This is a genomic window from Halomonas sp. WWR20 (assembly GCF_054602495.1).
Genome location: NZ_JBTRHR010000003.1, coordinates 216,521 through 242,441, shown reverse-complemented (window position 1 = coordinate 242,441; position 25,921 = coordinate 216,521). Strand labels below are relative to the sequence as shown.

General features: G+C 57.8%; 25 protein-coding genes. 14 read left to right on the top strand and 11 right to left on the bottom strand.

Translation table 11 applies throughout. The features are described from left to right. Nucleotides 1–28 precede the first annotated feature (28 nt). Genes ACW4DH_RS07575 through yidD form a run of 3 tightly spaced genes read left to right on the top strand, consistent with a single transcriptional unit; the run spans nt 29 to nt 1,255 of the window. The gene (locus ACW4DH_RS07575) at nt 29–469 is read left to right on the top strand and encodes a Fur family transcriptional regulator (RefSeq protein ID WP_459635765.1); all 441 of its coding nucleotides are present in this window, start codon (nt 29–31) and stop codon (nt 467–469) included. A 37-nt stretch (nt 470–506) separates the two neighbouring features. Then, a complete protein-coding gene (gene hisI, locus ACW4DH_RS07570; protein ID WP_459635764.1) occupies nt 507–953 on the top strand; it encodes a phosphoribosyl-AMP cyclohydrolase in 447 nt (148 codons plus the stop codon). Next, the gene (gene yidD, locus ACW4DH_RS07565) at nt 950–1,255 is read left to right on the top strand and encodes a membrane protein insertion efficiency factor YidD (protein ID WP_459635763.1); all 306 of its coding nucleotides are present in this window, start codon (nt 950–952) and stop codon (nt 1,253–1,255) included. Before hisI ends, yidD begins: the two co-directional genes overlap by 4 nt. A gap of 15 nt (nt 1,256–1,270) precedes the next feature. On the opposite strand, the gene ACW4DH_RS07560 is transcribed toward yidD, so the two are convergent. After that, the gene (locus ACW4DH_RS07560) at nt 1,271–1,690 is read right to left on the bottom strand and encodes a SufE family protein (RefSeq protein WP_459635762.1); all 420 of its coding nucleotides are present in this window, start codon (nt 1,688–1,690) and stop codon (nt 1,271–1,273) included. Between the two features lie 42 nt (nt 1,691–1,732). Next, nucleotides 1,733–2,839: a tyrosine-type recombinase/integrase gene (locus ACW4DH_RS07555; RefSeq protein WP_459635960.1), complete on the bottom strand. Its 1,107-nt coding sequence runs from the start codon at nt 2,837–2,839 to the stop codon at nt 1,733–1,735. Nucleotides 2,840–3,176: 337 nt separating this feature from the next. On the opposite strand from ACW4DH_RS07555, the gene ACW4DH_RS07550 reads away from it, so the two are divergent. Continuing rightward, nucleotides 3,177–4,142 (top strand): DNA-binding protein, encoded by a 966-nt coding sequence (locus tag ACW4DH_RS07550; RefSeq protein ID WP_459635761.1) that lies wholly within the window; start codon nt 3,177–3,179, stop codon nt 4,140–4,142. A gap of 43 nt (nt 4,143–4,185) precedes the next feature. Here the strand turns inward: ACW4DH_RS07550 and ACW4DH_RS07545 are convergent, their stop codons facing one another. After that, nucleotides 4,186–5,145, bottom strand: coding sequence for a TAXI family TRAP transporter solute-binding subunit (locus ACW4DH_RS07545; RefSeq protein ID WP_459635760.1), 960 nt, complete (start codon nt 5,143–5,145; stop codon nt 4,186–4,188). A gap of 124 nt (nt 5,146–5,269) precedes the next feature. Beyond that, entirely contained in the window at nt 5,270–5,860 is a 591-nt protein-coding gene (nfuA, locus tag ACW4DH_RS07540; protein ID WP_459635759.1) for a Fe-S biogenesis protein NfuA, read from the bottom strand. A gap of 194 nt (nt 5,861–6,054) precedes the next feature. Between nfuA and metH the strand changes: the two genes are divergently transcribed. The 3 genes from metH to ACW4DH_RS07525 all read left to right on the top strand — a co-directional run bounded on the left by metH (nt 6,055) and on the right by ACW4DH_RS07525 (nt 12,218). Continuing rightward, nucleotides 6,055–9,774, top strand: coding sequence for a methionine synthase (gene metH / locus ACW4DH_RS07535; protein ID WP_459635758.1), 3,720 nt, complete (start codon nt 6,055–6,057; stop codon nt 9,772–9,774). Nucleotides 9,775–10,042: 268 nt separating this feature from the next. Then, nucleotides 10,043–11,695 (top strand): nitrite/sulfite reductase, encoded by a 1,653-nt coding sequence (locus ACW4DH_RS07530; RefSeq protein WP_459635757.1) that lies wholly within the window; start codon nt 10,043–10,045, stop codon nt 11,693–11,695. Next, nucleotides 11,688–12,218 (top strand): DUF934 domain-containing protein, encoded by a 531-nt coding sequence (locus ACW4DH_RS07525; RefSeq protein WP_459635756.1) that lies wholly within the window; start codon nt 11,688–11,690, stop codon nt 12,216–12,218. The genes ACW4DH_RS07530 and ACW4DH_RS07525 overlap by 8 nt, the downstream gene beginning before the upstream one ends. Before the next feature lie 68 nt (nt 12,219–12,286). Here the strand turns inward: ACW4DH_RS07525 and smrA are convergent, their stop codons facing one another. Next, nucleotides 12,287–12,892 (bottom strand): DNA endonuclease SmrA, encoded by a 606-nt coding sequence (smrA, locus tag ACW4DH_RS07520; RefSeq protein ID WP_459635755.1) that lies wholly within the window; start codon nt 12,890–12,892, stop codon nt 12,287–12,289. Nucleotides 12,893–13,069: 177 nt separating this feature from the next. After that, nucleotides 13,070–14,296 (bottom strand): YihY family inner membrane protein, encoded by a 1,227-nt coding sequence (locus ACW4DH_RS07515; RefSeq protein WP_459635754.1) that lies wholly within the window; start codon nt 14,294–14,296, stop codon nt 13,070–13,072. A 62-nt stretch (nt 14,297–14,358) separates the two neighbouring features. On the opposite strand from ACW4DH_RS07515, the gene ACW4DH_RS07510 reads away from it, so the two are divergent. The 4 genes from ACW4DH_RS07510 to ACW4DH_RS07495 are packed head-to-tail and all read left to right on the top strand — an operon-like array spanning nt 14,359 to nt 17,046. Continuing rightward, nucleotides 14,359–14,706, top strand: a complete 348-nt coding sequence (locus ACW4DH_RS07510; protein WP_459635753.1) for an arsenate reductase family protein — start codon at nt 14,359–14,361, stop codon at nt 14,704–14,706. 47 nt (nt 14,707–14,753) lie between these two features. Then, the gene (gene wrbA / locus ACW4DH_RS07505; protein ID WP_459635752.1) at nt 14,754–15,383 is read left to right on the top strand and encodes an NAD(P)H:quinone oxidoreductase; all 630 of its coding nucleotides are present in this window, start codon (nt 14,754–14,756) and stop codon (nt 15,381–15,383) included. Further along, entirely contained in the window at nt 15,383–15,775 is a 393-nt protein-coding gene (locus ACW4DH_RS07500) for a DUF2069 domain-containing protein (protein ID WP_459635751.1), read from the top strand. The genes wrbA and ACW4DH_RS07500 overlap by 1 nt, the downstream gene beginning before the upstream one ends. Further along, on the top strand, nt 15,772–17,046 hold the full coding sequence (locus ACW4DH_RS07495) for a hypothetical protein (protein WP_459635750.1): 1,275 nt from the start codon (nt 15,772–15,774) through the stop codon (nt 17,044–17,046). Before ACW4DH_RS07500 ends, ACW4DH_RS07495 begins: the two co-directional genes overlap by 4 nt. Nucleotides 17,047–17,161: 115 nt before the next feature. Here the strand turns inward: ACW4DH_RS07495 and ACW4DH_RS07490 are convergent, their stop codons facing one another. Further along, nucleotides 17,162–17,851, bottom strand: a complete 690-nt coding sequence (locus ACW4DH_RS07490; protein WP_459635749.1) for a cytochrome b/b6 domain-containing protein — start codon at nt 17,849–17,851, stop codon at nt 17,162–17,164. Nucleotides 17,852–17,994: 143 nt separating this feature from the next. Between ACW4DH_RS07490 and ACW4DH_RS07485 the strand changes: the two genes are divergently transcribed. The 3 genes from ACW4DH_RS07485 to pdxH all read left to right on the top strand — a co-directional run bounded on the left by ACW4DH_RS07485 (nt 17,995) and on the right by pdxH (nt 19,799). Then, complete coding sequence (locus ACW4DH_RS07485) at nt 17,995–18,720, top strand: AzlC family ABC transporter permease (protein WP_459635748.1); 726 nt, start codon at nt 17,995–17,997, stop codon at nt 18,718–18,720. Continuing rightward, nucleotides 18,717–19,070 carry a branched-chain amino acid transporter permease gene (locus ACW4DH_RS07480; RefSeq protein ID WP_459635747.1) on the top strand — a complete coding sequence of 118 codons (354 nt, stop codon included), beginning with the start codon at nt 18,717–18,719 and terminating at the stop codon, nt 19,068–19,070. Before ACW4DH_RS07485 ends, ACW4DH_RS07480 begins: the two co-directional genes overlap by 4 nt. Before the next feature lie 87 nt (nt 19,071–19,157). Beyond that, entirely contained in the window at nt 19,158–19,799 is a 642-nt protein-coding gene (pdxH, locus tag ACW4DH_RS07475) for a pyridoxamine 5'-phosphate oxidase (protein WP_459635746.1), read from the top strand. A gap of 100 nt (nt 19,800–19,899) precedes the next feature. On the opposite strand, the gene ACW4DH_RS07470 is transcribed toward pdxH, so the two are convergent. The 4 genes from ACW4DH_RS07470 to ACW4DH_RS07455 form a co-directional block, all read right to left on the bottom strand. Then, nucleotides 19,900–20,787, bottom strand: coding sequence for a glycine betaine ABC transporter substrate-binding protein (locus ACW4DH_RS07470; protein WP_459635745.1), 888 nt, complete (start codon nt 20,785–20,787; stop codon nt 19,900–19,902). Between the two features lie 85 nt (nt 20,788–20,872). Continuing rightward, nucleotides 20,873–21,706: an ABC transporter permease gene (locus ACW4DH_RS07465; RefSeq protein WP_459635959.1), complete on the bottom strand. Its 834-nt coding sequence runs from the start codon at nt 21,704–21,706 to the stop codon at nt 20,873–20,875. A 5-nt stretch (nt 21,707–21,711) separates the two neighbouring features. Then, complete coding sequence (locus tag ACW4DH_RS07460; RefSeq protein ID WP_459635744.1) at nt 21,712–22,920, bottom strand: quaternary amine ABC transporter ATP-binding protein; 1,209 nt, start codon at nt 22,918–22,920, stop codon at nt 21,712–21,714. A gap of 240 nt (nt 22,921–23,160) precedes the next feature. Next, a complete protein-coding gene (locus tag ACW4DH_RS07455) occupies nt 23,161–25,908 on the bottom strand; it encodes a bifunctional acetate--CoA ligase family protein/GNAT family N-acetyltransferase (protein WP_459635743.1) in 2,748 nt (915 codons plus the stop codon). Between the last annotated feature and the right edge of the window lie 13 nt (nt 25,909–25,921).

Genomic DNA, 25,921 nt, shown 5'->3' with positions numbered 1-25,921 from the left:
CCGTTTTCCTGAATTCTATTGGTCTGTAATGTTCGATTCCCAAGCCCTTCTTAGACAGGCGGAACAGCAGTGTCAGTTGCGGGGTGCGCGTCTTACTCCCATTCGCCGCCGTGTGCTGGAAATGATCTCGTCATCGCCCGGCGGCTTGAAGGCTTACGACCTGCTGGATCGCTTGGCGGGTGAGCACGCCTCAGCCAGGCCGCCGACGGTGTATCGTGCACTGGACTTTTTGATCGACCAAGGGCTGGTGCATCGTATCGAGTCGCTCAACGCCTATGTGGCCTGCCCTTGCCCGGAGCATGTGCATAGCTTCCAGCTGCTGATCTGTCGGCACTGCGGGCGTGTCGAAGAGCTGCATCTCGACGAGGTGGGCGATCAGCTGGTCCACGCCGCGCGCCGGCAAGGCTTTCGTATCGAACGTCAAACCATCGAGTTGCTAGGTTCCTGCGATCAATGCTCTGCGAGCTGATGCATTTCCTGCCATTCATACCCAGCGAAGGTGATTCATGAGTGAACTGTTCAAGGCGTTGGAAGCCGCAGAGATAGGCACGCAGCATGCCCTCAACGACATTCTCGAGGCTATCCGCTGGAATGCCGACGGGCTGCTACCGGTCATTGCGCAGCAGTCCGGCAGTGGCGAGGTGCTGATGCTGGCATGGATGAATCGAGAGGCTCTCGAGGAAACCTTATCTACACGGCGCGTCTGTTACTGGTCACGTTCGCGGGGGAAATTGTGGCGCAAGGGAGAAACCTCCGGACAGGTACAGCACCTCAAGACGGCTCATCTGGATTGCGATGGCGATACCTTGCTGCTCAGTGTCGACCAGCATGGCCCGGCTTGCCATACCGGTCGACGCAGCTGTTTTTATGTAGCGCTGGACGCGGACAGTGCCAGGGTCGACGCTGCCCCGCTGATGGATCCCGCTGAACTGTACTCCTCTGCCGGGAAATGAGCCTCGTGATTCGTCAAGGAGTCGCCACGCTGCTGATCGGTTTTGTGAAGGGGTATCAGTACTTGATCAGCCCCTTGCTGGGGCCGCGCTGTCGTTTCTGGCCAAGCTGCTCGCATTATACGCTGGAAGCCATTTCCGAGCATGGCCCGTTCAGAGGCAGCTGGCTGGGGCTGCGGCGCATCGCCAAGTGTCATCCATGGCATCCTGGCGGTATCGATCTTGTCCCGCCCCGCTGCCCTCATCCCACCGCTGACGATGATGCTGAACAAGCCCCTCCTCGGGGCAAGGAAAATGCCCCCTGAGTAGGCTGGCTCGACTCAGTGAGATGTCCTCTCACGCTCGGCGACTTCATAAATTCTTCCCAGCATGGCATGCAGGCCGTTACTGCGCGTAGGGGATAAGTGCTTATCGAGGCCCAGGTCATTCAAGAAGCTTGGTTGGGTCGCGAGGATTTCCGCAGGCGTGCGGTCGTTGTAAATCCGCATTAATACGGCGATCAGCCCCGACACAATGGCGGCATCCGAAGTCGCCTCGAAGTGCAGTTTGGCGTCCCGTGCCTCGTGATGCATCCAGACATTCGATTGACAGCCCGCAATCTTGGTTTCGGGGGTTTTGAGCGGCTCGGGATACGTGGGTAGCTGTTTCCCCATATCGATGAGATATTGGTAACGATCCATCCAATTGTCGAAGAGTGAAAATTCCTCGACCAGTTCCGTCTGGGCATCCTGGGCGGTCATATGATTCCTCCTGCGGGTGTTTTTAACGCGTGGCTGCCGGCATTATAACGTCTCAGGCGGCTCATCTGCTCGACTCACCTTATGCCGTGCCTGTTGATGCTGCCATTCGTGCGCTTCGGCATGTAAATAACGGGCCGTAGTGTCCAGCCGGGCATGGCGTGCAGTTTTGGCCAGGTAGCGCAATTCCACGCCGGCCTGAGCCTGGTGCGTCAATGCCGTGTGTCGCAACCAGTGCGGTGTTGCGGCACGCAGGCTACGGAGGTGCTCGTGCTCCATCCCCTCCTCTTCGAGCGCCTGCGCTGCCTCACGGAACGTGGCGCGGATAAGCCGGTAGAGTTGGTTATCACCCAGGGCGCGCTGGCCGTCGAGGCTGCGAAGCAGTGGAGTATCTTCCGTGCTGTCAGGCTTGGCCGGCAGTCCCAATGTCTCGCGCCATTCCTGAAGCAGGTGCAGCATGTCGGGAGGCACCGGAATTTCGGCCCACTTGCTGCCCTTCCCGACGACTCTCCACCACCAGAAGCCCTCCCGGTAGCGAAAATCGTTCATGCAGGCGGCCGCCATTTCATGCACCCTCGGAGCCAACAAGTAAGCAAAGCCAAGGATGAAGCGTCGGCGCACGTGGTCCAGGCGTCGCGCTGCCGTCATGGGCTCGTTTATGGGCCGCTCAAGCCATGTCCAAAGGGCTTGCCATAACGGCTGCTGCAGGTAGCGCTCAAGGCCCGGGGCACGATTGTCCAGCTTGCGCCGCTTGCCCCGCATCAGCCGGAATGGATTGTGATCGAGCCACCCCGCCTCGACCAGCCAGGCCAGCATCCCCTGCAGGATCACTAGGCTCTGTCGACGGCTGGCAGCGGTCAATGGCCGTCTGAAAGGCCGCCATTCGGGGGACTGACGTGAGCGTGGCGGCCCCACCCAGTGCGAGGCGGGTTGTGGATCTGCCAGAAAGCGTTCGTATTCATCCAGTGAGTCACGGCGCAAGCTGCCCAGACTTTCCCCTCGCCCTTCCAGCCACAACAGTAGGCGCTCCGCTTCCTTGCGATAGCTGCGAAATGTTTGTGGACTCTCGCGATACTCGATCAGCCATTGGCTCACTGCTTGCCTATCGTTGCGGGCATTGATCCGGAGCGTCCCTGAAGGCGCCTCGTCCATAAGCGGATGGATCAAGTCTCCAGCGTCGAAATTCTGCGCCTTGGCGGCCCGAGCCGGAAAGGTTGGGAAATCGTTCGGTCGCTGCGTCATGTGCTCCTCGAGGCTTTTCTCTTCATGCACGTCTCATGCTGTTTGCGTCACTGCGGGCGCATTGTCCGCTTACCGCCATAAAAACTCAAGATAAGCCGCGTAATCATGAATTTTAATCTTATAAAATAATGTATTTTACACTTTACGTATTACGTAATTATGTCCATTATCGAACGCATCAGCTATGATCGCCTTGTATAAGCGACGCAAGACTGGGTTATCGGTACTGGAGGCTTAGGGAGGCGCTATGGCACGCAGTGGTATTCAGTACGAGGATGTACAACGTGCAGTCGATACTCTGTTAAAACGGCACGAGAACCCCAGCGTGCAGAAAATACGCGAAGTGCTGGGAACCGGCAGTTTCACTACCATCAGCGAGCACCTGCGTGAGTGGCGAACTCGCCGCGAGGAAAAGCGTGATTATCCTGCGGCTGCGGAATTACCCGAACCGTTGGAAGGATGGGCACAGACTCTGTGGGACAAGGCGCAGCAGCTGGCGGTCGAACAGCTTGCCCATTACCGGGAGGAAGCCGACCGCAGTATCAGTGCCGCGCAGGAGCAGGCTCGACAGGCACAGCGTGAAGCAGAGGATGCCGCTCAGCGGCTAGCCGCACTTAATGAACATCTTGGCCAGGTGCAGGCACGCCTTGAAGACAAAACAACCTTGTCCGCACGCCTGGAAAGCGAGCTTGAATCGACGCAGCAACGCGAAAAGAGTCTTGAGCAGCAGTTGGCAAAAGCCCAAGCTGAACATCATGCCGCCTCCCGGCACCAAGAACGGTTGCAGGCAGAACATCGTGAGTCGATAGAAGAATTGCAGCGCGACTATCAGGCGCGTCTTGCACAGGAGGAGCAGCGTCACGAGGCCGCGGAAGCCAGGCTCATGGCATTACTCGACGAGTCCCGCCAGGAGCGACAGGCTCAGGAAAAACAACACGTCAAACGTGTGGCTTCCGTGGAACAGCGTCTCGAGCGAATGGAACGGGAACTCACCGAACAGCGCAGGCTTTATACAGATGCGCGGGAGAACGAGCGCAAAGGCAGATGGGAACGACAGCGCCTGGGGGAACAGCTCGAAGCGGCTGAGACACGTGCGCAACAGGCCCAGCACGATAGATCTCGTCTCGAGCAAGACTATCGGCAGCTATGGGATACCTATCGGGAGTTGCAGCAGCGTCTCGCTCAAACGCCGCTGCCCCCTTTCGTCTACTAAAACCCAACCCCGTAACGCGCGGGCCAGCCTGGACAGAGTTTATTCAAAGAAACCCTGCCTCTTCATAGTAACGCCGCGCACCTTCATGTAACGGCGCGCTCAGAGCTTGCTTGACCATTTCCTCTTTGGTCAGGTTTCGAAAGGCGGGATGGAGGCGCTGAAACTGGTCGAAATGCTCGAATACCGCCTTGACGAGCCGATAAACCACATCCGCACTGACATCAGCGGACGTCACCAGCGTGGCTCTGACGCCAAACGTAGTCACATCTTCGGAGATGTCGGGGTACGTACCGGCAGGAATCGTCGTCACGCTATAGAACGGATAACGAGACAGCAGATGCTCCACTGCCTCGTCATTCACATTGACCAGATGCGCATCGCACTCTGCAATCACGTCCCGAATAGCATCGGAAGGATGCCCGACCACGTAGGTATAGGCATCGAGACGGTTTTCGCACAACAAGCGTGACATTTCCGAGGCCTTGAGCTCGGAAGCCAGCGCGAACATGTCGGTATCCCGGCCTTTTTCAGCAAGCAGTGTTTCCAGCGTCGCGCGTTGTCCCGATCCTGGATTGCCAATATTGACGCGCTTGTCTTCGAGATCATCAAACCCATGGATACCGCTCCCGCTGCCCGCCACCACGGTAAAGGGTTCCGGGTATAGCGAGAATACTGCGCGCAGTTTCTCGTAGGGGCCGATATCGCCGAACGCTCCTACGCCGTGGTAGGCGTTGTACTGCACGTCCGACTGAACGATTCCCAGTTCCAGCTCTCCGGTGCGGATCCCGTTGACGTTATAGACTGACCCGCCCGTCGTGGCCACGCTGCAACGCACACCGTGCTCTGTCGTATCCTGATTGATCAACTGGCAAATCGCCCCGCCGGCCGGATAATAGACGCCCGAGGTATCGCCGGTCCCGATACTGACTAATGAGGTATCCAAGGCGAACGCCCCGGGCGCAAACAAGCACAGGGTACAAGCCAGCGCCTTCAGGTATCGCATTCGACCCTCCAACAATATCTTATCGAGGCACCCTGGCGAACGAGCGTTACGCTTAAAATCCGCGCCTTCCAAGGGCATTCCCAGCGCTAAATCATATGCTCGCGAGCATAAATTTAATTAGCATTTACCGATAGTAGGCATTGGTAGCATCGCTGTGATCGGTAACGTCGCGAATGCCTGCCAGCTCGGGAATACGCTCCATCAGGGTCTTTTCCACCCCTTCCTTCAATGTCAGGTCGACGGCTGCACACCCCTGACAACCTCCCCCGAACTGAAGCACCGCGACACTCTCCTCGGTCAGTTGGATAAGCTTGATTTCACCACCGTGCGCGGCCAAGCCCGGGTTGATTTCGCTGTACAGAATATAATTGATGCGATCTTCCAACGGGCTGTCGGCATTGACCTTGGGCATCTTGGCATTGGGTGCCTTGATGGTCAGCTGCCCACCCATGCGATCCGGGTTGAAATCCACCACCGCCTCCTCAAGAAACGGCAAGCTGTTCTTATCCAGGAAGACGGTGATCTTTTCCAGTGCCAGGCGCTCATCGGTGGGCTCTTCTTCACCAGGGCGGCAGTAGGCCAGACAGGTTTCGGCGTAAGGCGTACCCGGTTGAGTGATGAAGACACGCACGGCGATATCCGACACGCTCTGCTTTTCAAGCAGTTCGGCAAGATACCCTTGAGCGTTGTCGGTAATCTGAATTGCTTGGCTCATAAATCTTGCACTCCGGAGTGAGAATAGTACTTATGGTAAGAAAAACCCCGTGCAGACACAATCCCGAGTGAATTGCTAGGGTATAGCCCCATGCCCTGCGGGGGGCGCTTTCTGCTACCATAGCGGTCAATTTCGATAGCCCATCATGCTGTCTACAAGAACGAATCGATACTGCCGGAGACCCAAACACCGTCATGGCTGCCGCTAATGCTTCCTTGCCTTTTGCTTCACCCGTTTTTCAGACGCTAACCGAAAGCTTGACCCATAGGATCCTGCTGCTTGACGGTGGCATGGGCACCATGCTGCAAAGCTATCGGCTCGCCGAAGCGGATTTCCGTGGCGCCCGTTTCGCCGACTGGTCCTCTGAACTACAGGGCAACAATGACCTGCTGGCGTTAACCCGCCCGGATGTGGTGCGCGATATTCATCGTGCCTACCTTGAGGCCGGGGCCGATATTGTCGAAACCAATACGTTCAACAGCACTCGGCTATCGCAGTCCGACTATGGCATGGAATCCCTGGTGGGCGAGCTCAATTTCGAGTCGGCACGCCTCGCCCGAGAAGTATGCGATGCGGTTGCCGAGGAAACGGGGATGCCGCGCTATGTCGCCGGTGTGTTGGGGCCGACAAGCAGGACCGCCTCGCTTTCGCCGGATGTCAACGATCCCGCTAAGCGTAACGTTACCTTCGATGCGCTGCGCGAGAACTATCTTGAGGCCGCCGAAGCCTTAATCAAGGGTGGCAGCGATCTGATCATGATCGAGACCATCTTCGATACACTCAATGCCAAGGCGGCTATCTATGCCTTGGAGGAACTGTTCGAGACGCTGGGCCGGCGCCTTCCGGTCATGATCTCGGGGACGATTACCGACGCCTCGGGGCGCACGCTCTCCGGACAGACCACGGAAGCGTTCTGGAATTCGATCCGGCATGCCCAGCCGCTGTCGGTGGGCCTCAACTGCGCACTGGGCGCCGATGATCTACGCCCTTACCTAGAGGAACTGTCTCACAAGGCGGATACTTTCGTTTCGGCTCACCCCAATGCCGGTTTGCCCAATGAGTTCGGTGAGTACGACCAGACGCCCGACGAGATGGCTACCATCATCCGCGAGTTCGCCCATAGCGGACTGGTCAATATTATCGGCGGTTGCTGCGGCACGACGCCGGAGCATATTTCGGCCATTCGTGAAGTTGTGGATGGCGTTGCACCGCGAGTCGTACCACAGCGAACTCGCGCCTGCCGCCTGTCGGGCCTGGAGCCCTTCAATGTCGAAGCGGATTCGCTGTTCGTCAATGTCGGCGAACGCACCAATGTCACGGGCTCCGCACGTTTCAAGCGCCTGATCAAGGACGAGGATTACACCACTGCGCTGGAAGTCGCTCTCGAACAGGTCGAAAACGGCGCTCAGATCATCGATATCAATATGGATGAGGGCATGCTCGATTCTCAGGAAGCGATGGTGCGCTTTCTGAATCTGATCGCCTCGGAGCCGGATATCTCTCGCGTCCCGATCATGATCGACTCCTCCAAGTGGGAAATCATCGAGGCAGGCCTGAAGTGCATTCAGGGCAAACCGGTCGTCAATTCCATTTCGATGAAAGAAGGCGAAGCGGCGTTTCGCCAGCAGGCCATCGCCTGTCGACGCTATGGAGCCGCTATCGTGGTCATGGCGTTCGACGAGCAGGGGCAGGCCGATACTTTCGCCCGCAAGACCGAAATCTGTCGGCGAGCCTATCAGCTACTGGTAGACGAGATTGGCTTTCCGGCCGAAGACATCATCTTCGACCCTAATATTTTTGCCATCGCCACCGGCATCGAAGAACACAACAACTATGCCGTCGATTTCATCGAAGCGACGCAGTGGATCACCCAGAATCTGCCTCATGCGATGGTCTCCGGCGGCGTTTCCAACGTGTCCTTCTCGTTTCGGGGCAACAACCCGGTACGCGAAGCGATCCACTCCGCCTTTCTCTACCATGCCATCCGTGCCGGGCTGACGATGGGAATCGTCAATGCCGGTCAGCTGGCGGTTTATGATGACTTGCCGACAGAGCTGCGTGACGCCGTCGAGGATGTCGTACTCAACCGGCGTGATGATGCCACGGAGCGGCTGCTGGATATCGCTGAGAAGTACAAGGGCGACGGCGGCACCGGGGAAAAGAAGGAGAATCTGGAGTGGCGCTCATGGCCGGTCGAGAAGCGTATCGAGCATGCCCTGGTCAAGGGCATCACGGTGTATATCGATGAGGATACCGAAGAGGCCCGCGTAAGAGCCAAGCGCCCTATCGAGGTTATCGAAGGTCCGCTCATGGATGGCATGAACGTCGTTGGCGATCTGTTCGGCGCAGGCAAGATGTTCCTGCCTCAGGTGGTAAAATCGGCCCGGGTCATGAAGCAGGCCGTGGCGTTGCTCATCCCGTATATCGAGGCGGAAAAGAGCGAGGACACCCAGGCCAAGGGCAAGATCGTCATGGCGACCGTCAAGGGCGACGTACATGACATCGGCAAGAACATCGTCGGGGTAGTGCTGCAGTGCAACAATTACGACGTGGTCGACCTCGGTGTCATGGTGCCCGCCCAGAAGATCCTGCAAACCGCGATTGACGAGAAGGCCGATATCATCGGTCTATCGGGGCTGATTACACCCTCGCTGGATGAGATGGTGAGCGTCGCCAAGGAAATGCAGCGACAAGGATTCGAGTTGCCACTACTGATTGGCGGCGCCACGACTTCCAAGGCGCATACCGCCGTCAAGATCGAGCCTCAGTATCAGCATCCAGTCGTCTATGTCACCGATGCCTCGCGTGCCGTCGGGGTCGCCGGAAGGCTGCTCTCGCCGGGTCTGCGCGACGCCTATGTCGCGGACATTCGCGCCGAGTATGAAAAGGTGCGCGAGCGAAACGCCAAGCGTCGTCCCAAGGCGGCGGACCTTTCTTACGCCGAAGCCCGAAAAAGGCGCTTTCGCGCCGACTGGGACAACCATTCGCCGGTGGCCCCGACATTTACCGGTGTCAGGGTTTTTGACGATTACGATCTGGAGGAGTTGGTCGAGCGTATCGATTGGACGCCCTTCTTCATGAGCTGGCAGCTGGCGGGTAAATACCCCAAGATTCTCGAGGATGAGATCGTCGGCGAAACGGCCCGCAGCCTGTTTGCCGATGCTCAGAGCATGTTGCGCAAGCTGATCGAGGAAAAACACCTCACTGCGAGCGGAGTGATTGGATTCTGGCCGGCCAATAGCGTGGATGATGACGTCATCGAGGTTTACACCGATGATTCTCGAACTCAGGTACTGACGCACCTGCATCATATCCGTCAACAGATGACCAAGAATCGCGATGGCATCTGTTACAGCCTGGCTGACTTCATCGCTCCCAAGGAGAGCGGCAAACCTGACTGGATCGGCGGCTTTGCGGTCACCACCGGACATGGCGCCGACGAACTCGCCAAGCGCTACGAGCAGGCGGGAGACGATTACAGTGCGATCATGGTCAAGGCTTTGGCGGACCGCCTTGCCGAAGCCTTTGCCGAGCGCCTGCATGAGCGCGTACGTAAGGAGCTATGGGGGTATGTCCCCGACGAAACGCTCGATAACAATGCGTTGATTGCGGAAAAGTACCAGGGCATCCGCCCCGCTCCCGGCTACCCGGCCTGCCCGGACCATACCGAAAAGGCCACCCTGTTCCAATTGCTGGACGTCACCGCTAATACCGGCATGATTCTGACTGAAAACTTCGCCATGTGGCCGGCAGCAGCTGTCTCAGGCTGGTATTTCTCGCATCCGCAGTCGAAGTATTTCTCGACGGGCAAGATCACGCGGGATCAGGTCGAAGCGTTGGCGGAGCGCAAGGGAATGCCCCTCGCCGAAATGGAACGCTGGCTGTCTCCGGTGCTTTCCTACGATATCGATTGAATAATGCCAGATCGTCTCTTCAGCACCTCCGACTGTCGGCTCTTTGACAAGATCCGTTCGGAGGTGCTTGTTCACCTGGGAATCGCTAGGGACGAGCCAGACCAGACGTGCCGATTTGGCCATAAATCGGCCGTGGCTACTTTCTTCTCAAGTTAAGTTTTTATAACATATACTCAAGCATGCATTGAATGCTTATTCACTAATAGAATATAAGGCAGAGTATGCTGCCGCTCTGCTTCGGCCATTCTGACTAGTAGGACATGCCTGAATGTATCGGTACGACACGTATGACCAGACGCTCGTAAATGAGCGCGTTGCGCAGTTCCGCGATCAGATGGACCGCTATCTCGGCGGACGCTTGAGCGAAGGTGAGTTTCTGCCACTGCGCCTGCAGAACGGCCTCTACATTCAGCGCCATGCTCCGATGCTACGTATCGCCGTCCCCTACGGCATGCTATCCAGCCATCAGCTGCGCACCCTAGCCGATATCACGCGCCGTTATGATCGAGGCTATGGCCACTTCACCACTCGCCAGAATATTCAGCTCAACTGGCCCAAGCTGGAAGAGGTTCCTGACATACTCGCCGAGTTGGCCAAGGTGCAGATGCATGCCATCCAGACGAGTGGCAACTGCATTCGCAATACGACCAGCGACCAGTTCGCGGGGATTGCCAATGACGAAGTCGAAGATCCACGCCCTTGGTGCGAGCTGATTCGTCAATGGTCGACGCTGCATCCCGAGTTTGCTTACCTGCCACGCAAGTTCAAGATTGCCGTGACCGGTGCCCGGCAGGATCGTGCGGCCATTCAAGTGCATGATATCGGAATCCGCTTGTGGAAGAACGATGCCGGAGAACTCCGGGCCCGTGTCCTCGCGGGGGGTGGCCTGGGACGTACCCCGATGATCGGGGATGTGGTGCGTGACGATCTGCCCTGGCAGCATCTGCTGACGTATCTCGAAGCCATCGTCCGGGTGTATAACCAATTTGGCCGGCGCGACAATAAGTTCAAGGCGCGTATCAAGATATTGGTCAAGGCCTTGGGGATCGACGAATTCCGGCGTCGTGTCGATGCGGAGTGGGCGCATATGAAGGATGGGCCGCAGACACTGAATGAGGACATCGTCGCCACGGCCCGTGCCCATTTTCCCGAGCCTGATCGCCGTCAGGTCAGTGAGACGGCCAACGTCGAATACGAAAGGCTCCGCGCGGAGAACCGCCACTTCGCACGCTTTGTCACCAACAACGTGACCGAGCACAAGGTCCCCGGTTATAAAGCAGTGACTCTCTCACTCAAGCGCCGCGAACACGCTCCTGGTGATGTTACCGCGGATCAGATGGAAGCCATTGCCGACCTGGCCGACGCCTTCAGCTTTGGCGAAGCGCGTGTCACCCATGAACAGAACCTGGTGTTGTCGGACGTGCCGGTGGACGAGATCGAAGCCCTGTGGCACAAGCTCGAGGCCTTGGGCATGGCCAATCCCACCGTGGGCACACTGGCCGATATTATCTGTTGTCCCGGCGGCGATTATTGTGCCCTGGCCAATGCGGTATCCATACCCATCGCGCAGGCCATTCAGGAACGTTTCGAGAGCCTTGATTTCCTTTACGACCTGGGACCGCTCGATCTGAACATTTCCGGTTGCATGAATGCCTGTGGCCACCACCATGTCGGTAACATCGGCATTCTTGGAGTCGACAAGAAAGGCGAGGAGTATTACCAGATTTCGCTAGGGGGCAGCGCGAACGATGACGCCACGCTGGGCAAGATCCTGGGCCCCTCCTTTTACCGCGAAGATGTCCCCGAGGTGATCGACAAAGTCCTCAAAGTCTACGTCGAGCAGCGCCAAGAGGACGAGCGTTTCCTCGATACCTACCGTCGTATCGGTCTCAAGCCATTCAAGGAGCGGGTTTATGCTTAACAGCCTGCCTGACAACACGCCCGGTCACACCCAAACGCTGCTCAAGCTTGGGCAGCCGGCAGAAGATACGTGGTTTCTTTCACGAGATGCCGAGGTCCTGCCTGAGAAACGCCCCGCTATCGTGCCGTTGGCACTGTGGCGTGAGGCTGAAAATTCGGCCCAATTGGCACCTTGGCTGCCCAGCGATAGTGACCTTTCGGTTGAGCTCGCCTCCCGTCTCGAAGAGGCCCCTCTCGTGGCGATCGATTTCCCGGTGTTCACCGACGGGCGTGGCTACACGTTGGCGCGTTTGTTACGCGAGCGCTTTCATTATCAAGGTGAGGTGCGGGCCATCGGTGATGTGCTAGTCGATCAACTGTACTACATGACGCGCTGCGGCTTCGATGCACTGGCCCTGCGTGAAGACCAGCAGCTTGATGATGCGCAACGGGCACTGAGCGCCTTCAGTATTAGCTACCAACCGGGAATCGATAGCGATGAGCCTTTATTCACGCGTCGCTTGCGCGAAGCAGCCCTCAAGTAATTGAACTATCAACGCAAAAAGCCTCGCGATGAACGAGGCTTTTATGTAATCGACGTAACCGCGTTGAGTTATCCACCCCGCCGCTTTTGCTGAATCTCGCGATTTCGCGCACGTGCGCGTTCGGATTTGCGCAGCATGACGTAAGTGGCTCCCAATCCTCCGTGTGCGGCATGTGCCGAAGCATAAGCTTGAACGTTTTCGAATTGCATCAGCCATTTGGCGACATAAGAGCGTACGACATTGGCATGGCTAGCCATATCCTTTCCCCGTCCGTGCACGACCATCACGCAGCGTAGGTCATGTGCCTGGGCCTCGGTAACGAACTTAAACAGTTCACGTCGGCACTCGATGAGCGGCATCTTCTGAATATGCAGGCGAGCCTCGGGAGGATAGCCCCCCTGGCGCAAGCGATCGAGCACCGCAGTTTGAATGCCATCACGCCGGTGCTCAATCGGATCATGTGAAGGCAATAGTTCCACAAACTCATCGGAAAGAAAATTATCGTCTCCCAGAGAAGCCTGGGCACTTTCTCTTTTTGCTAGCTGGGCTTCTGAAGGGGATCTTTGCGATACGTCTCTTATATCGGCCCGATCCAGCCCCTTGGTCAATGGCTGGATGTCCCCTCCCATGGCGCGACGGAAATCCCAATCATCACTTCTTGCGGATTGATTCACCGGCTCTCTCCTCGCAACTGTTCCCATCTATTGGAGCGTGAGTTCTAGTTTGGGTTCCTCATTGGCTACTTAATATGGCATCTTTTATTGACTGAATTTCAATGATTTATGTTAACTTGGATTTTAAGATTTATTGATTTGATATAAAAAGATAACGGTATAAATGCTTTATTGATCTCATTTTATGGCGCGCGACTCGACTATAAGACTTCCCAAGGACTTTTGTGTTGCATGTCGCTGATTTTCACAGCCTTCCAACAACGCATCATAAAGCAGCTGAAGTCGGGGCAACGGTACGCTGTCAAGCTCAGGGATCGGCCAAGGTATCGCTTGAATCAATTCCCATAGCGTCATGGTATCCAGGTCACGCGATAGCACCCAACTGCCGTCGCCGGTTTGTGTTGCAATGCCGATCGCGGCCAAAGGCTCCATGATCCGATGATTATGGTTGCCCAGACGCGAGACCAAGGTCTTGTCACGCAAGGGACGGCCATCTACGTGAGCATCACGCAACAGGACCACGACTCCCAGCGCCTGCCAGAAATCCGGCCATTGTTGCCAATCGGCTTGCTGCCTCTCTCCCAGCCAGGCCGTCAGTTCTGCCCCTAGCAGTACAATTGCCCATAGCAGGAATACCCAGACCAGAAACAGCGGGACGGTGGCAAAAGCGCCATAGATGACCTGGTAGGTGGGAAAGGAGGAGACATAAAAGGAAAAGCCGCTTCTGGCCAGTTCCAGCGCCAGAGCCGCTGTCGCCGCGCCGATCACGGCATGGCGTAGCCGGACGCGGCAATTAGGCACCGCCATGTAAATGAACAGAAAAGCCATGAAGCTCAACAGCAAAGGCAAGACACGTAATACGTTGGCCAGCCCTCCCAACAACGACGCCGCACCGCGAAAAACGTTCAGCGATGCCAGATAGGAGGACAGCAGGAAGCCCGAGCCCACAAGCAAGGGGCCGAGCGTGAGCACCGTCCAGTACAACAGAAAGCTTGCCAACCCTCGACGGCTGTGGCGTACCCGCCAAATAGTGTTGAACGCATGCTCGACCGTAACCATCATCAAGACCGACGTCACAAACAGAAACAGCAGCCCCACCCCGGTGAGGTTGCGGGCCTGCGAGGAAAAATCGCGCAGATACTCCAGCACCGTAGTGCCCGTGGTGGGCACAAACTGGCGGAATACCAAGGACTGAATCTGCTCGCTGACGCCTTGAAAGCTGGGGATGCCCGACAGCATGGCGTACAACACTGTCATAAACGGCACGACGGCAAACAGTGTCGTGTACGTCAGCGCCGAAGCGGTCTTCAAGCCATCATGCTCGTCGAAGCGCTGGATCAGGATACGAACAATCCGGAAAGGACCTTGAATCCAGGCGGGATGGGGGAGTTGTGGCCGTCGCATAGGGCGCTCTACAATGCTTCCTAATTGCTTGATTTATCGAATCGTATCGACCGGAGTTGGGCATGCCTGAATTTATAATGTATCACAATCCCCGCTGCTCCAAGTCTCGGGAAGCCCTAGCATTGCTAGAATCGCGTGGCGTTGAGTTTCGACTGCACCGCTATCTGCAGGAGCCGCTTGATGAGCAAACACTACGCGAACTGGCGTTACGTCTCGATCAAGGCAGCGCCGCGCTGCTGCGCGCCAATGAGGCGGATTGGAAAGCCCTCGGCCTCGACACACCCAGCGAGGAACAGCGCCTGCTCGCCATTGCCGACAACCCCCGCTTGATGCAGCGCCCTATTCTGGATCGTGGTGACCGGGCCATCGTTGGCCGCCCTCCCGAAGCGATTCTCGAACTTCTCAAGTGACTTCATCTGCCGACCTGCCCCCTCCGGTAGCGATAAAGGAATCCAATATGCCTCAGTCAGCCAGTGATCGTCCCTATATCCTTGTGCTGTATTACTCCCGACACGGCGCCACTCGCACTCTCGCCGAGCAAATGACCGCCGGGGTCGAGAGCGTTGCCGGCATCGCCGCACGGCTGCGTACCGTGCCAGAGGTGTCGCCGACCTGCGAGGCCGTCGAGCCTTCCATTCCTGCTGAAGGGGCCGTATACGTCGATGAAGACGATTTGCGAGGCTGCGCCGGCCTTGCCCTGGGAAGCCCTACGCGCTTCGGCAATATGGCAGCACCGCTTAAATACTTTCTGGATATGACCAGCACGTTATGGATGAACGGAGCGTTGGTTGACAAGCCTGCTACCGCCTTTACCTCCACGGCCAGCCTGCATGGCGGACAGGAAAGTACACTACTCACCATGCTGGTCCCTCTGCTTCATCACGGTATGGTCTATGCGGGTGTTCCGTATAGTGAAACCACGCTGCTTTCCACCCAAAGTGGCGGAACTCCCTACGGCACCAGCCACGTCGCTGGGGCGCGTGGCGAAAATGACGTCACCCGTGATGAGCGAACCCTGGCACATGCCCAAGGGCGCCGAGTGGCCAGGCTCGCTCTGGCTCTGGCCTCGCTGCGCCAGGAGGCATGATGCGCCAGCTATTCGATCGCATGGAACACACCCATGGCCTCGATACCGTCACCCGACGGGCCCGGCAAGGCGTCTGGGTTGGCTTCACGGCCCTCATTATCTTGCTGCTGCTGGGAGGCCTGGAGCTTTATCGAAGCGGACAGTCCAGCCTGGCGCCGATACTGGTGCGAATACTGCCGCTACTGCTGTTTCTGCCCTCGATTCTGACCCAGCGCCCTCGAGGCCACGCCTGGCTGGCTTTCGTCAGCCTACTCTATTTCATGCAAGGTACCATGATCGCCTCCCTGCCTGACAAGACTTGGTTGGGTCTGCTTGAAATAGCCGCCTCGTTGCTGCTGTTTGTCGCCTCAATGAGCTTCGCGCGCTGGCGCAGCCGCCAACTCCGGCAGTGACATTGACCAGTGCGTTAATCCTGCTGATGCTGCTGACCAGCATCGTGGCGAGTCTGCTGGATGCTCCGTTGTGGCCCGCGGCCGTATTGGGCTGGTGGGCCACTTGTCGGCTGTGGCCAGGCTTGCCGCGAACCTCCCGCCGTCAGTCGGCCTGGCTGGGCGGAATCGGTCTATTGATCTGGAGCCTGGCCCTACTAAGGGGAACGCCCAACTCATTGATCCATGCCTTCGCCATCAACCAGCCGTTGTTGATGATGTTTGCCGGCGTCAGCTTCCTGGCCATGGCCAGGCCCGCCGATACCGTTACGGCCCACCACACGCAAGGCAGCTTGTGGGGCACTCTGCTGGGTGTGCATCTTTTCGGTGCAGTGATCAACCTGTCGGTACTGTTCCTGTTCGGCGATCGCATGCAGCGCAGCGGTGTACTGAACAAACAGCAAGCCATCGTGCTGGGCCGGGCCTTTCCTGCCGCTGCCGCCTGGTCACCGTTTTTTGTGGCCATGGGGGCCGCGCTGACCTACGTACCCGGCCTAGACTATCTTGAGTTACTGCCGTGGGGGCTGATGAGTGCGGCTCTGCTGCTTGGGCTCGTGGCGTTTGAGGCTCGGCGAGGCGAAGCCCCCTTTATCGGTTATCCGCTACAACCCCAGGCCCTGCTGCTACCGGGCGTTCTGGCCTTGGCGGTAATCGGTGTTCATCATTTTTGGCCAGCTCTTTCGATTCTTCTGATCATCAGCGTCGCGGCCCCCTTTTTTGCCATATTGATGCTGCCTAGAACGCAGCGTAATGCTCGGCTACGATTCCAGTTGCAGGAAGGCCTGCCCCGGCTTGCGCCGCAGTTTGCGCTGTTTCTGGCCGCCGGGCTACTTTCTAGCGGACTTGCCGCATTGCTCGCCAGTTGGCCCGGCAATCCCCCGCTACCCATCGATCACTTCACTCACCTGCATGCCTGGATAACGCTAGGAATGATCGTAGCATTGGCCTTTGTCGGCATTCACCCATTGGTCTCCATCGTGACCTTGGCCCCGTTACTTGCGCCATTGGGCCCGGATCCTACTCTGCTGGGCATGCTATATTTGATGGGTTGGGCACTGGGGACCGGGAGCAGCCCCCTGTCAGGCAGCAACCTGGCGCTGAGCGTACGCTATGGCATTGCGGCCCGAGATCTGCTGCGGTGGAATTTTCCTTACGCTGTCTTGGGCTGGCTGGCGTGTGGCTCGGTGTTCGCCCTACATGCCTGGGCCGGGCCACATTCTCCTGGCGCTTTTTAAGACGTCTCGTAACCGCCAAAACCTGGGCCTTGCGCTGCCGGCAATCACCGGGCCTGCAAGTTGTATTACGACGAATATCGTGCCGATTGACCATGCCGGGTAACGGCTGTCTCGTTTAGTTCACCAGCCAGACGATCAATGCCGCCACGCCGGCCGATATGACCCAGGCGCGCCATGATGGAACCTCATCACGCATTTCACCTACCGCTTCGGCGCCGACAGTCTTGCGTCCGGTTATCATCGCCATGATGAGTGATTCGCCTTGCAGCCGATGCAGCAGAACGGCGATAACATGAAGTGCCACCAGCCAGAGCAGTACATTGACATTGCTCCGGTGCAGCCACATCAAAGTATCAGCGGTATCGCCGGACACTCTTGTCGCCAACGGGCCGTCAAAAAAAATATCGTCTGAGGCGAAAAGCCCCGTGACGGCTTGCAAGGTCAGGGAGAGCAACATGGCCAGCACCATCCAGCCACCTAAGGGGTTATGCCCGACATAACGCGGAGCATTGCCCTTCAAGAAGGCTAGCGCATAACGCAGACCCTCAGCTGGCGTAGCCAGCAGGTTCCCCCAGCGAGCATAACGACTTCCGGCAAAGCTCCAGATCCAGCGAAAGGCGACCAGCCCCAGTACGACATACCCTGCCCGCGCATGCCATTCGATGGGAAAGTCGAACAGGGTAGCGTCGGTGGTGCCGGTGTACCACAACAGTATCAGGGCCAACACCAGCCCCCAGTGAAACAGCCTTATCGGCATATCCCATACCCGGATACGCCGTGGTGCCGCAGTCCGCGGTTCCTGCATCGTTCCCCCCTAGCCCATCGTTTTATCAGTGCTTCACTATATAATGGCATGCCAAGACCGGCGGCATCGCCTCGAGGCCATGCGTTGCAATCTACCGGCGATCTCCCCCCACCGATCATGAGCGATTTTACAGGAAATCCGACGTGTCCAGCTTTTCTGCACCCACCGTATCGTGGCGCGATGCCGCCATACGCACCTTGCCCGTCATGTTTGGCTATCTGCCGTTGGGGGCGGCGTTTGGAATTCTCTTCAGCCAGCTCGGCTATCCCTGGTGGGCCGCACTGTTGATGTCGTGCATCGTATATGCCGGTGCCGGTCAGTTCCTTGCCGTCACCCTGCTCGCCAACCATGCCGGCTTGCTGGAGGTGATCGTCGCCACGTTCATGCTGAACTCGCGCCACCTCTTTTACGGATTGTCGCTGATCGAACGGTTCAAGCATGCGGGCTGGCGCAAGATCTATCTGATCTTTGCATTGACCGATGAAACCTATTCCCTGCTGACATCACATCCACGCCTTGGCGAACAGCATCGACAGCAGGATCATCGCATGGCCTTGCGTGTCAGCGCCCTCAATCAACTCTGGTGGGTACTGGGTACCGTGACCGGAGCACTGGCCGGTGTCACGTTGAGCTTCGACAGCCAGGGCATCGAATTTGCGCTGACGGCCCTTTTCATCGTCCTCACCCTTGAGCAGGCCAGTCGACTACGACAGGTTCTGCCCTTCGCCATCGCATTGGCCTGCGGCATCGGTGCCATTGTTCTGCTACCTGAACGCCACCTTCTGCTGGGAGCGATCGCTGCCGCCAGCCTGATACTCCTGGCGCAGTATCGGTTTACGCCACGCCCCGCGTCCAGGAGACAAGCATGAGCCTTTCGCAACTGTTACTGGTGATTGTGGCCTGCGCGCTGGCGACTTTTGCCACTCGAGTGTTGCCTTTCATCGCACTTTCACGTCACGCCGAACATCCACTGGTTCTTCACCTCGGTCGTTACTTGCCCCCGGCGGTCATGCTCATTCTCGTCATCTACGCGTTGCGTGATTTGCGGCTGCTGGAGGATGGCCTGATCAATCTGGCGCCCAATGGCTTGCCTACCCTACTGTCCTCGCTCACTGTAGTGGTCATGCATCTCTGGCGGCGCAACGCCCTGCTATCCATCGTCTGCGGCACTGGGCTCTACATGTTCATGGTCCAAACCGGCTGGATTGGGTTCCGATAATGTCAAGGCCCGCCGCCATCCGAGAAATCAAGGTTGAGCCTTCTCCATTCCACAGCGAAGATAAAGCCTAAATCCTAGGAGAACACCATGAACCGCGATATCGCCGATATCCGACGCGACTACTCGGGAGACCACCTCGATCCCTCCGCCAGTCCCGACCTCCCCATGGCATTGTTCGAGCAGTGGTTTCAGCTTGCCCATGCCCGCGAGGGGGGAGATGCCAATGCCATGACGCTGGCTACTGTCGATAGTCAGGGTTACCCCCATGCTCGTATCGTGCTGCTCAAGGGCTTGGATGAGCAGGGCGTGGTGTTTTACACCAACTATCAAAGCCACAAGGGCAGCGAACTGGCCAATGTGCCCAAGGCAGCCGTCGTATTCTGGTGGCCCAGTCTGCAGCGCCAAGTGCGCATTGAGGGAAGCGTGGAGCAGGTCGGCCCCGAGAATTCAGACCATTACTTTCATAGCCGTCCACGTGACAGCCAACTGGGCGCCTGGATATCACAGCAAAGTGTCGAGATTCCTGACCGGGAATGGCTCGAGGAGCGTAAGCTACGCTTCGAGCAGGTTTACGACGGTCAGGACATTCGCCGCCCTCCGCATTGGGGGGGCTACCGCGTAAGACCCACCATGTTCGAGTTCTGGCAGGGCCAGCCGAGCCGACTGCACGACCGGCTGCGGTATCTGCGCCAAGACGATAGCTGGCTTAAAGTGCGCCTGGCACCCTGAAAACCTGCCATCCCGAAAAATGAAGGCCCGATCCGCAAACGGATCGGGCCTTTAACGTTACGCCCTGCCAGCCGGCAAGGCATGACAACAGAGGAAGCGCTTAGCTATTGCAGCCTTGGGTCCACTGGGCAACCACATCAGAATGCTCTTCAACCCATTGCTGGGCATTCGCGTAGGGATCGGCATCCTCTTCCTGGTTCATGAGCATGACCTCACCCATCTGCTCCGGCGTCCACTCGAAGTTGTCCAGAATACAGTAGGCCTGCGGCATGTCTTCCTTGAGTCCCTTGCGTGCGACGGTGTGGATCTGCTCAGCGCCACCGTAGACATTCTTGGGGTCTTCAAGGTACTTCAGGTCCCAACGGGCAAACATCCAATGCGGTGTCCAACTGGTCACGACGATATCTTCATGGTTCTTGATCGCCGTATCCAGAGCGGCCGTCATGGTCGCGCCACTTCCCGAGCGCAGGTCAACCTCGTCCTCCAGATCGTAATCCTCTAGAACCTGCTCGGTAAGCCCCATCAGCCCCGCCCCCGGATCGATGCCGATGATCTCGCCATTGTAGAGATCGGCCTTGTCATCCAACTCATCGATGGAAGCGATTTCGGTATAGGCAGGCACCACCAAGCCCAGCTTGGTGCCGTCCAGGTTCGGCCCTAGATCGACGACCTTGTCCGCGACCCTGTCGAGATAATCCTGGTGCGTGGTAGGCAGCCATGCCGCGACCATGGCATCTGCATCGTTGTAAGCCACGGCCTGCCACATCGCGGCGGCCGACAGGGAGGACATATCCACATCGAAGCCCTGCTGCTCCAGCACCGCGCGAACCACATTCGTGGACGCCACTTCAGAAGCCCACTCCACGTAGGCCAGATTGACCGTCCCCTTGCTGTCCTGGGCCTGAACCATGCCAGCCCCGAGGCTCATCCCTGCCGCCGTCATCAATGCGCCGAAACGAATCGCTTGCGTCTTTGCGTTGCGTGTCATCTTCTTCCCCTTCTCTATCATTGGATGGGTGTTGAATGAGGCTATTGTTTCGAGCTGGGTCGGCATGAAATAGCCTCTGGGCGTCTTACTGCGCCTTTTTGCCGCGAACGGTCTGCGTCAGGCGATCCAACAGCATTGCCAGGATCACGACGGCAATACCCGCCTCGAACCCGTCTCCGGGACGCAGGCGCTGAATGGCCCGCCAGACTTCGCTACCCAGACCGTCGGCGCCGATCATGGCTGCGATGACCACCATCGACAGCGCCAGCATAATGGTCTGGTTGATGCCCGCCATCACCGTCGGCAGCGACAACGGCAACTGGATCTTGAATAGCTTCTGGCTACGGGTCGAGCCAAAGGCATCCGCAGCCTCGATCAGTTCCTTGGGAACCTGGCGAATCCCCAGGGTGGTGAAACGAATCGCCGGCGGCATGGAGAAGATCACCGTTGCGAAAATGGCCGAGACCGAGCCGATTCCGAAAAAGGGAATGGCGGGGATCAAGTACACAAAGGCCGGCATGGTCTGCATGAAATCCAGTACCGGCATGATCACCCTATAGAAACGGTCGGAAAGCGCCGCGAATATCCCCAAGGGCAGCGCGATGACCACAGCGACCAGCGTGGCGATCACCACCAGCGTCAACGTCTCGATCATCGGGTCCCAGAGATCGAGATTCCAGATCAGTAGCAGGCCGAGTACCGAACCGATGGCCAGGCGGACCCCGGAGAGGCGCCAGCACAACAAGGCGACAAGCGCCATCAACGACCACTCGGGCAGCCACATCAGCGTATCGTTGAGGAAATTGATCCCGGTTTGGGTCACCCGGGAAATGCCGCGCGTCACCGATGAGTATTCGGTGGTAAGAAAATCCAGGCCGCTTTCAATCCAGTCGCCCAGCGGTATGTGAGGTACGTCGATCGCCATCAGTGGTCTCCCGCTTCTGCCAACTCAGCCAGTACGGCTCCCTTCACGACTACGCCCAGCAGACGCTGCCCTTCATCCACCACTGCAATCGGATAGCTATTGTCGCCAAATAGCGCGAATAGGTTATGCAGCGGCTCATCAGGCCCCACCTTGTGAAAGTCCTGACGGAGCTGGTCGCTTATCGAAGTCTTACCCGCCTTGGCTGCCTGGTCGGCCGCTTCGGCATCGACGATGCCCAACAGGGTCCGGTCACGACGGGTCACGTAAATCGAGTCGAGCCCATGTTCACGCATCTTGTGAAGTACGGTGCGCGGCCCGTCATCTTCGCGTGCGGTGGCCCGCACCGAGCGCATGGCGCTGCTGGCGGTCAATATGCGTGACATGTCGACGCCTTCGATAAAACGTGCAACATATGCATCGGCCGGGTTGGTGAGTATCTCTTCGGGCGTACCGATCTGCACGATCTCGCCGTCCTTGAGCAGAATGATGCGGTCACCGATACTGAGCGCTTCATCAAGATCGTGAGTGATGAAGATCGTGGTCTTCTTCATGCGGTTTTGCAGTTCGAGAAGCTCTTGCTGCATATCCTTGCGGATCAGCGGATCGAGCGCCGAGAAGGCTTCATCCATCAGCAATACGGTAGAGTCGTTGGCCAGGGCCCGCGCCAGACCCACGCGTTGTTGCATCCCGCCCGACAGCTGATTCGGATAAGCGTCCTCCCAACCGTCCAACCCGACCTGTTTCAAGGCATTGCGCGCTCGTTCCTGACGGACGGCTTTGTCCACTCCCTGAATTTCCAGACCATACTCGGCGTTATGCTGCACGGTGCGATGCGGAAACAACGCAAAATTCTGAAATACCATGGAGAAGTGTTTACGCCGACATTGCAGGAGCTGCTTGTCGTTCAGTTTGGAGACATTCTCGTCATCGATGATGATGTCGCCTTCGGTCGGCTCGATCAGGCGGTTGAGGCAGCGAATCAGGGTCGATTTACCGGATCCGGAAAGCCCCATGATCACCAGTAGCTCACCTTCGTAAACGTCGAAGCTGATATTCGATAATCCCAGCGTCTGGCCGGTCTTCTCGAGGATGTCGGGACGTTTTAGTCCTTGGTTGCGTAGCTCAAGGGCTTTTTTCGGATGATTGCCGAAAACCTTGCTGAGCCCGTGGACGTGAATCTTGGTGTTTGTCTCGTGCGTATCGGTCATAGCCTGCCTGTTAGCTCATGGCACAAGCGCGTATTGCTGCAATCGGTGTGCAACGATAGCCCTGCGCCAAGGTATAACGTTAGGTTATCTTTTGTTTCGCATCATACATTCTTATTGATTAGCCTACAATTAAAAACATCTGATGATTAATTGACGGTTCAATAACCGCTTCGCGGCTCTTCCGTCCCTGCAAGCCGCGCAAGGAAGACCAAAAAAAGCCACCCATTGGGTGGCTGGAGATCATGATGTCTGGGATTCCAATCGGTGTCGCTGCCAGTCGCTCACCGGCTCGTTAAGCCTGAGCACGGCATCTACAACCTGCTCCTCCATGTTGTACCGACAGGTGAAGCCAAGATGCTTCATCAGGGCCCGCATAGGATGGTTATCGACCATGATCTTGCCTTCCATTTCCAGCGTGCCCACCCCCTTGCAGTAGCGAATCATCTTGTTCATCAGCAAACTGCCGAGCCCCTGACCGTGCAGATCGTCGCGGATGATGATCGAGAATTCGGTGCGGATGTTGTCGGGATCATTCCAGACACGTACTACCCCCAGCATCTCCATGCTGCCATCCTCACGCTTATGCTCGGCGATGAAGGCCATCTGACGGTCGTAATTGATGTGCGTCAGCAACGACAGATCGCGTTTGGAAAGATTCGCCTTATGGTGGAAATAACGAAACCGAATACTCTCCTCGGAAAGGTGGGTATGGAATTTGGTAATCAGGGGCGCGTCTTCTCCGCGGATCGGGCGCACCTCGACATGCATGCCATTTTCCAGTTCTACCCATTCCCGCAGTTCTTCGGGGTACGGCATGATCGCATGACGCGCCGGCGACCCAAGATCCATGGCGAAATCCACCGCCACCAAGCGATCACGGTTCAGTAGCAGAGGGTTGAGTTCCAGCCCCTTGAGCTCAGGCAGATCAGAGGCCATTTGCGACAGTTTGACCAGCAACTGGCACAGCTGCTGAATATCGCGCACCGGCGCCGACGAGTGTTCGAGGATCACTTGGGCGGCATGCGTTCCGGACACCAGGTCATGCGCCAGCGACATGTTCAGCGGAGGTAACGCCACGTGACGATCCGCCAGCACATCGACCTTATAGCCGCCCGTACCGAACACGATGATGGGCCCGAAAACCGGATCGCGGGTAATGCCCGCACAGAACTGCATGGAGCCTTTACCGCGCTGCATCGCCTGCAGACAGTAACTATAGATTTCGCTGTCGGGATACTTCTCGCGGACATTGTCGGCCAGGCGCTGGACGCCTTCCGCCACTTCCTCCGGCGTGGAAAGATCCTGTAACAACCCGGCGGAAAGCCGGCGGGGGTATTTGCGGTAACGAAAGGGAACGCAGTTATTTTCATGTACCGCCTTCAATGCCATCGGTCCGCCAAAATCCTGGGCGACGTCAAAGGCATCCGCGGGGCTGAACACGTAACGGCTGCGCGCCACGGGAATGCCATAAGCCGCCAGCACCTGAGCGGTTTCCTGATGCGTCAGGCGGTCCCGTCCTCGCGCCTTGGCCGTTTCGATCAGGGCATGACAGCGCGAGCGGATCTCGGGGCTGGTCGCGAATGGCAGGCTGGGGGGCGTCTCCTGGAGCAGCAGTTGGACGCGTTGATAGTCGACCATGTGCATGAACGCCTTGACGGCCTTCTCTGGCGAAATATAGGTCGGAATGCCCGCCAGATTGCATTCATGGCGTGCCGATAGCGCTTCTTCCAGGCCCATCCAACTGGTCAATAAATTACGCTTGAAGCGCTTGCGATTGGCGATCAGCGCCTCGGCCGTGATCCGCGACGGCGCCATGCGGGTGGGCGCATGCACCACCAGCACCGCATCGACATTGGCATCCGCCGCGACGATCTCGAGGGCATCGACAAACCGCTGGGGAGAGGCATTGCCCCCCAGATCGACCGGATTGCGTCCCGGCAGGCTGACGTCGAACTCACCCTCCAGCAGGGCCATGCGCGTCGTGTCACTGAATTCGGCAAGCTTACCGCCGCCGACGATCAGCTTATCAATGGCAAGCAGTGCCGGCCCGAGTCCGTTGGCGACGATCGCCAGGCGATCCCCGCGCAGGGGCCGCATGCGTGACAAGGTTTCCAGTGCATCGAACAGTTCATCGGAATTATCTACGCGTACCACGCCGGCGCGCGCTAAAGCCGCATCGACAATCACGTCACGGTTGTCCACGCCGGGAGTGGGCGGCTCCCCGGAGAGATCCGATTGTGGTGTACGACCACTCTTGATCGCCACCACCAGCCGATTACGCGAAGCGTCCCTCAGCGCCGTCATGAAATGCTGCGAGTCATGAATACGCTCAAGATGCAGCAGAATGGCCTGCGAGGGTGCGTACTGATTGATGTAGTCGATCAGGTCGGGAATCATCACGTCGATGCTATCCCCCAACGTGACCAGGTGCGAAAAGCCGATACCGCGGCCTGCCGCCCAATCGATCATGGCGTTGCCGAGCATGCCCGACTGGCCCAGGTAGGCCACCTTCCCGGCTTTTACCGGCTGACTGGCGTAAGTGGCGTTGAGTTTGCGGCCCGGTACCACCAGCCCCAGGCATTCCGGCCCGAGCACGCGAATTCCCGAACGCAGCGCCGCCTTGAGCATGCGCTCGCGAATCGATGTGCCGCCACGACTGGTATCGTCCAGATAAGAGCCACCGGAGAGCACCATCGCGGCTCTCACGCCGAAGCTTCCCAACTGCTCGATTAGCTTGGGCACCGTCTCGACGGGGGAGCAGACCACGGCGAGATCCGGCACTTCGGGCAGCGCGGATACCTTGCGTACGCAAGGTATTCCGAAAACCGACTCGTAGTGCTTGGGATTGACGGCCCAGATCGGGCCGGGAAATCCGCTATCCTGCAGGTTACGAATGACCAGTCCACCCATGGACTGATCCTTTTCCGAGGCTCCGATGACCGCTAACGTCCGTGGCTCGAAGAAATGGCGTAGAAATCGCGTCCCCACAGGAGTCTCCTTT

Excerpts from the sequence above, each read along its gene's own strand:
- ACW4DH_RS07575 (WP_459635765.1), top strand. The coding sequence starts at position 29 with ATGTTCGATTCCCAAGCCCTTCTTAGACAGGCGGAACAGCAGTGTCAG.
- hisI (WP_459635764.1), top strand. The coding sequence starts at position 507 with ATGAGTGAACTGTTCAAGGCGTTGGAAGCCGCAGAGATAGGCACGCAG.
- yidD (WP_459635763.1), top strand. The coding sequence starts at position 950 with ATGAGCCTCGTGATTCGTCAAGGAGTCGCCACGCTGCTGATCGGTTTT.
- ACW4DH_RS07560 (WP_459635762.1), bottom strand. The coding sequence starts at position 1,690 with ATGACCGCCCAGGATGCCCAGACGGAACTGGTCGAGGAATTTTCACTC.
- ACW4DH_RS07555 (WP_459635960.1), bottom strand. The coding sequence starts at position 2,839 with ATGGACGAGGCGCCTTCAGGGACGCTCCGGATCAATGCCCGCAACGAT.
- ACW4DH_RS07550 (WP_459635761.1), top strand. The coding sequence starts at position 3,177 with ATGGCACGCAGTGGTATTCAGTACGAGGATGTACAACGTGCAGTCGAT.
- ACW4DH_RS07545 (WP_459635760.1), bottom strand. The coding sequence starts at position 5,145 with ATGCGATACCTGAAGGCGCTGGCTTGTACCCTGTGCTTGTTTGCGCCC.
- nfuA (WP_459635759.1), bottom strand. The coding sequence starts at position 5,860 with ATGAGCCAAGCAATTCAGATTACCGACAACGCTCAAGGGTATCTTGCC.
- metH (WP_459635758.1), top strand. The coding sequence starts at position 6,055 with ATGGCTGCCGCTAATGCTTCCTTGCCTTTTGCTTCACCCGTTTTTCAG.
- ACW4DH_RS07530 (WP_459635757.1), top strand. The coding sequence starts at position 10,043 with ATGTATCGGTACGACACGTATGACCAGACGCTCGTAAATGAGCGCGTT.
- ACW4DH_RS07525 (WP_459635756.1), top strand. The coding sequence starts at position 11,688 with ATGCTTAACAGCCTGCCTGACAACACGCCCGGTCACACCCAAACGCTG.
- ACW4DH_RS07515 (WP_459635754.1), bottom strand. The coding sequence starts at position 14,296 with ATGCGACGGCCACAACTCCCCCATCCCGCCTGGATTCAAGGTCCTTTC.
- ACW4DH_RS07510 (WP_459635753.1), top strand. The coding sequence starts at position 14,359 with ATGCCTGAATTTATAATGTATCACAATCCCCGCTGCTCCAAGTCTCGG.
- wrbA (WP_459635752.1), top strand. The coding sequence starts at position 14,754 with ATGCCTCAGTCAGCCAGTGATCGTCCCTATATCCTTGTGCTGTATTAC.
- ACW4DH_RS07500 (WP_459635751.1), top strand. The coding sequence starts at position 15,383 with ATGCGCCAGCTATTCGATCGCATGGAACACACCCATGGCCTCGATACC.
- ACW4DH_RS07490 (WP_459635749.1), bottom strand. The coding sequence starts at position 17,851 with ATGCAGGAACCGCGGACTGCGGCACCACGGCGTATCCGGGTATGGGAT.
- ACW4DH_RS07480 (WP_459635747.1), top strand. The coding sequence starts at position 18,717 with ATGAGCCTTTCGCAACTGTTACTGGTGATTGTGGCCTGCGCGCTGGCG.
- pdxH (WP_459635746.1), top strand. The coding sequence starts at position 19,158 with ATGAACCGCGATATCGCCGATATCCGACGCGACTACTCGGGAGACCAC.
- ACW4DH_RS07470 (WP_459635745.1), bottom strand. The coding sequence starts at position 20,787 with ATGACACGCAACGCAAAGACGCAAGCGATTCGTTTCGGCGCATTGATG.
- ACW4DH_RS07460 (WP_459635744.1), bottom strand. The coding sequence starts at position 22,920 with ATGACCGATACGCACGAGACAAACACCAAGATTCACGTCCACGGGCTC.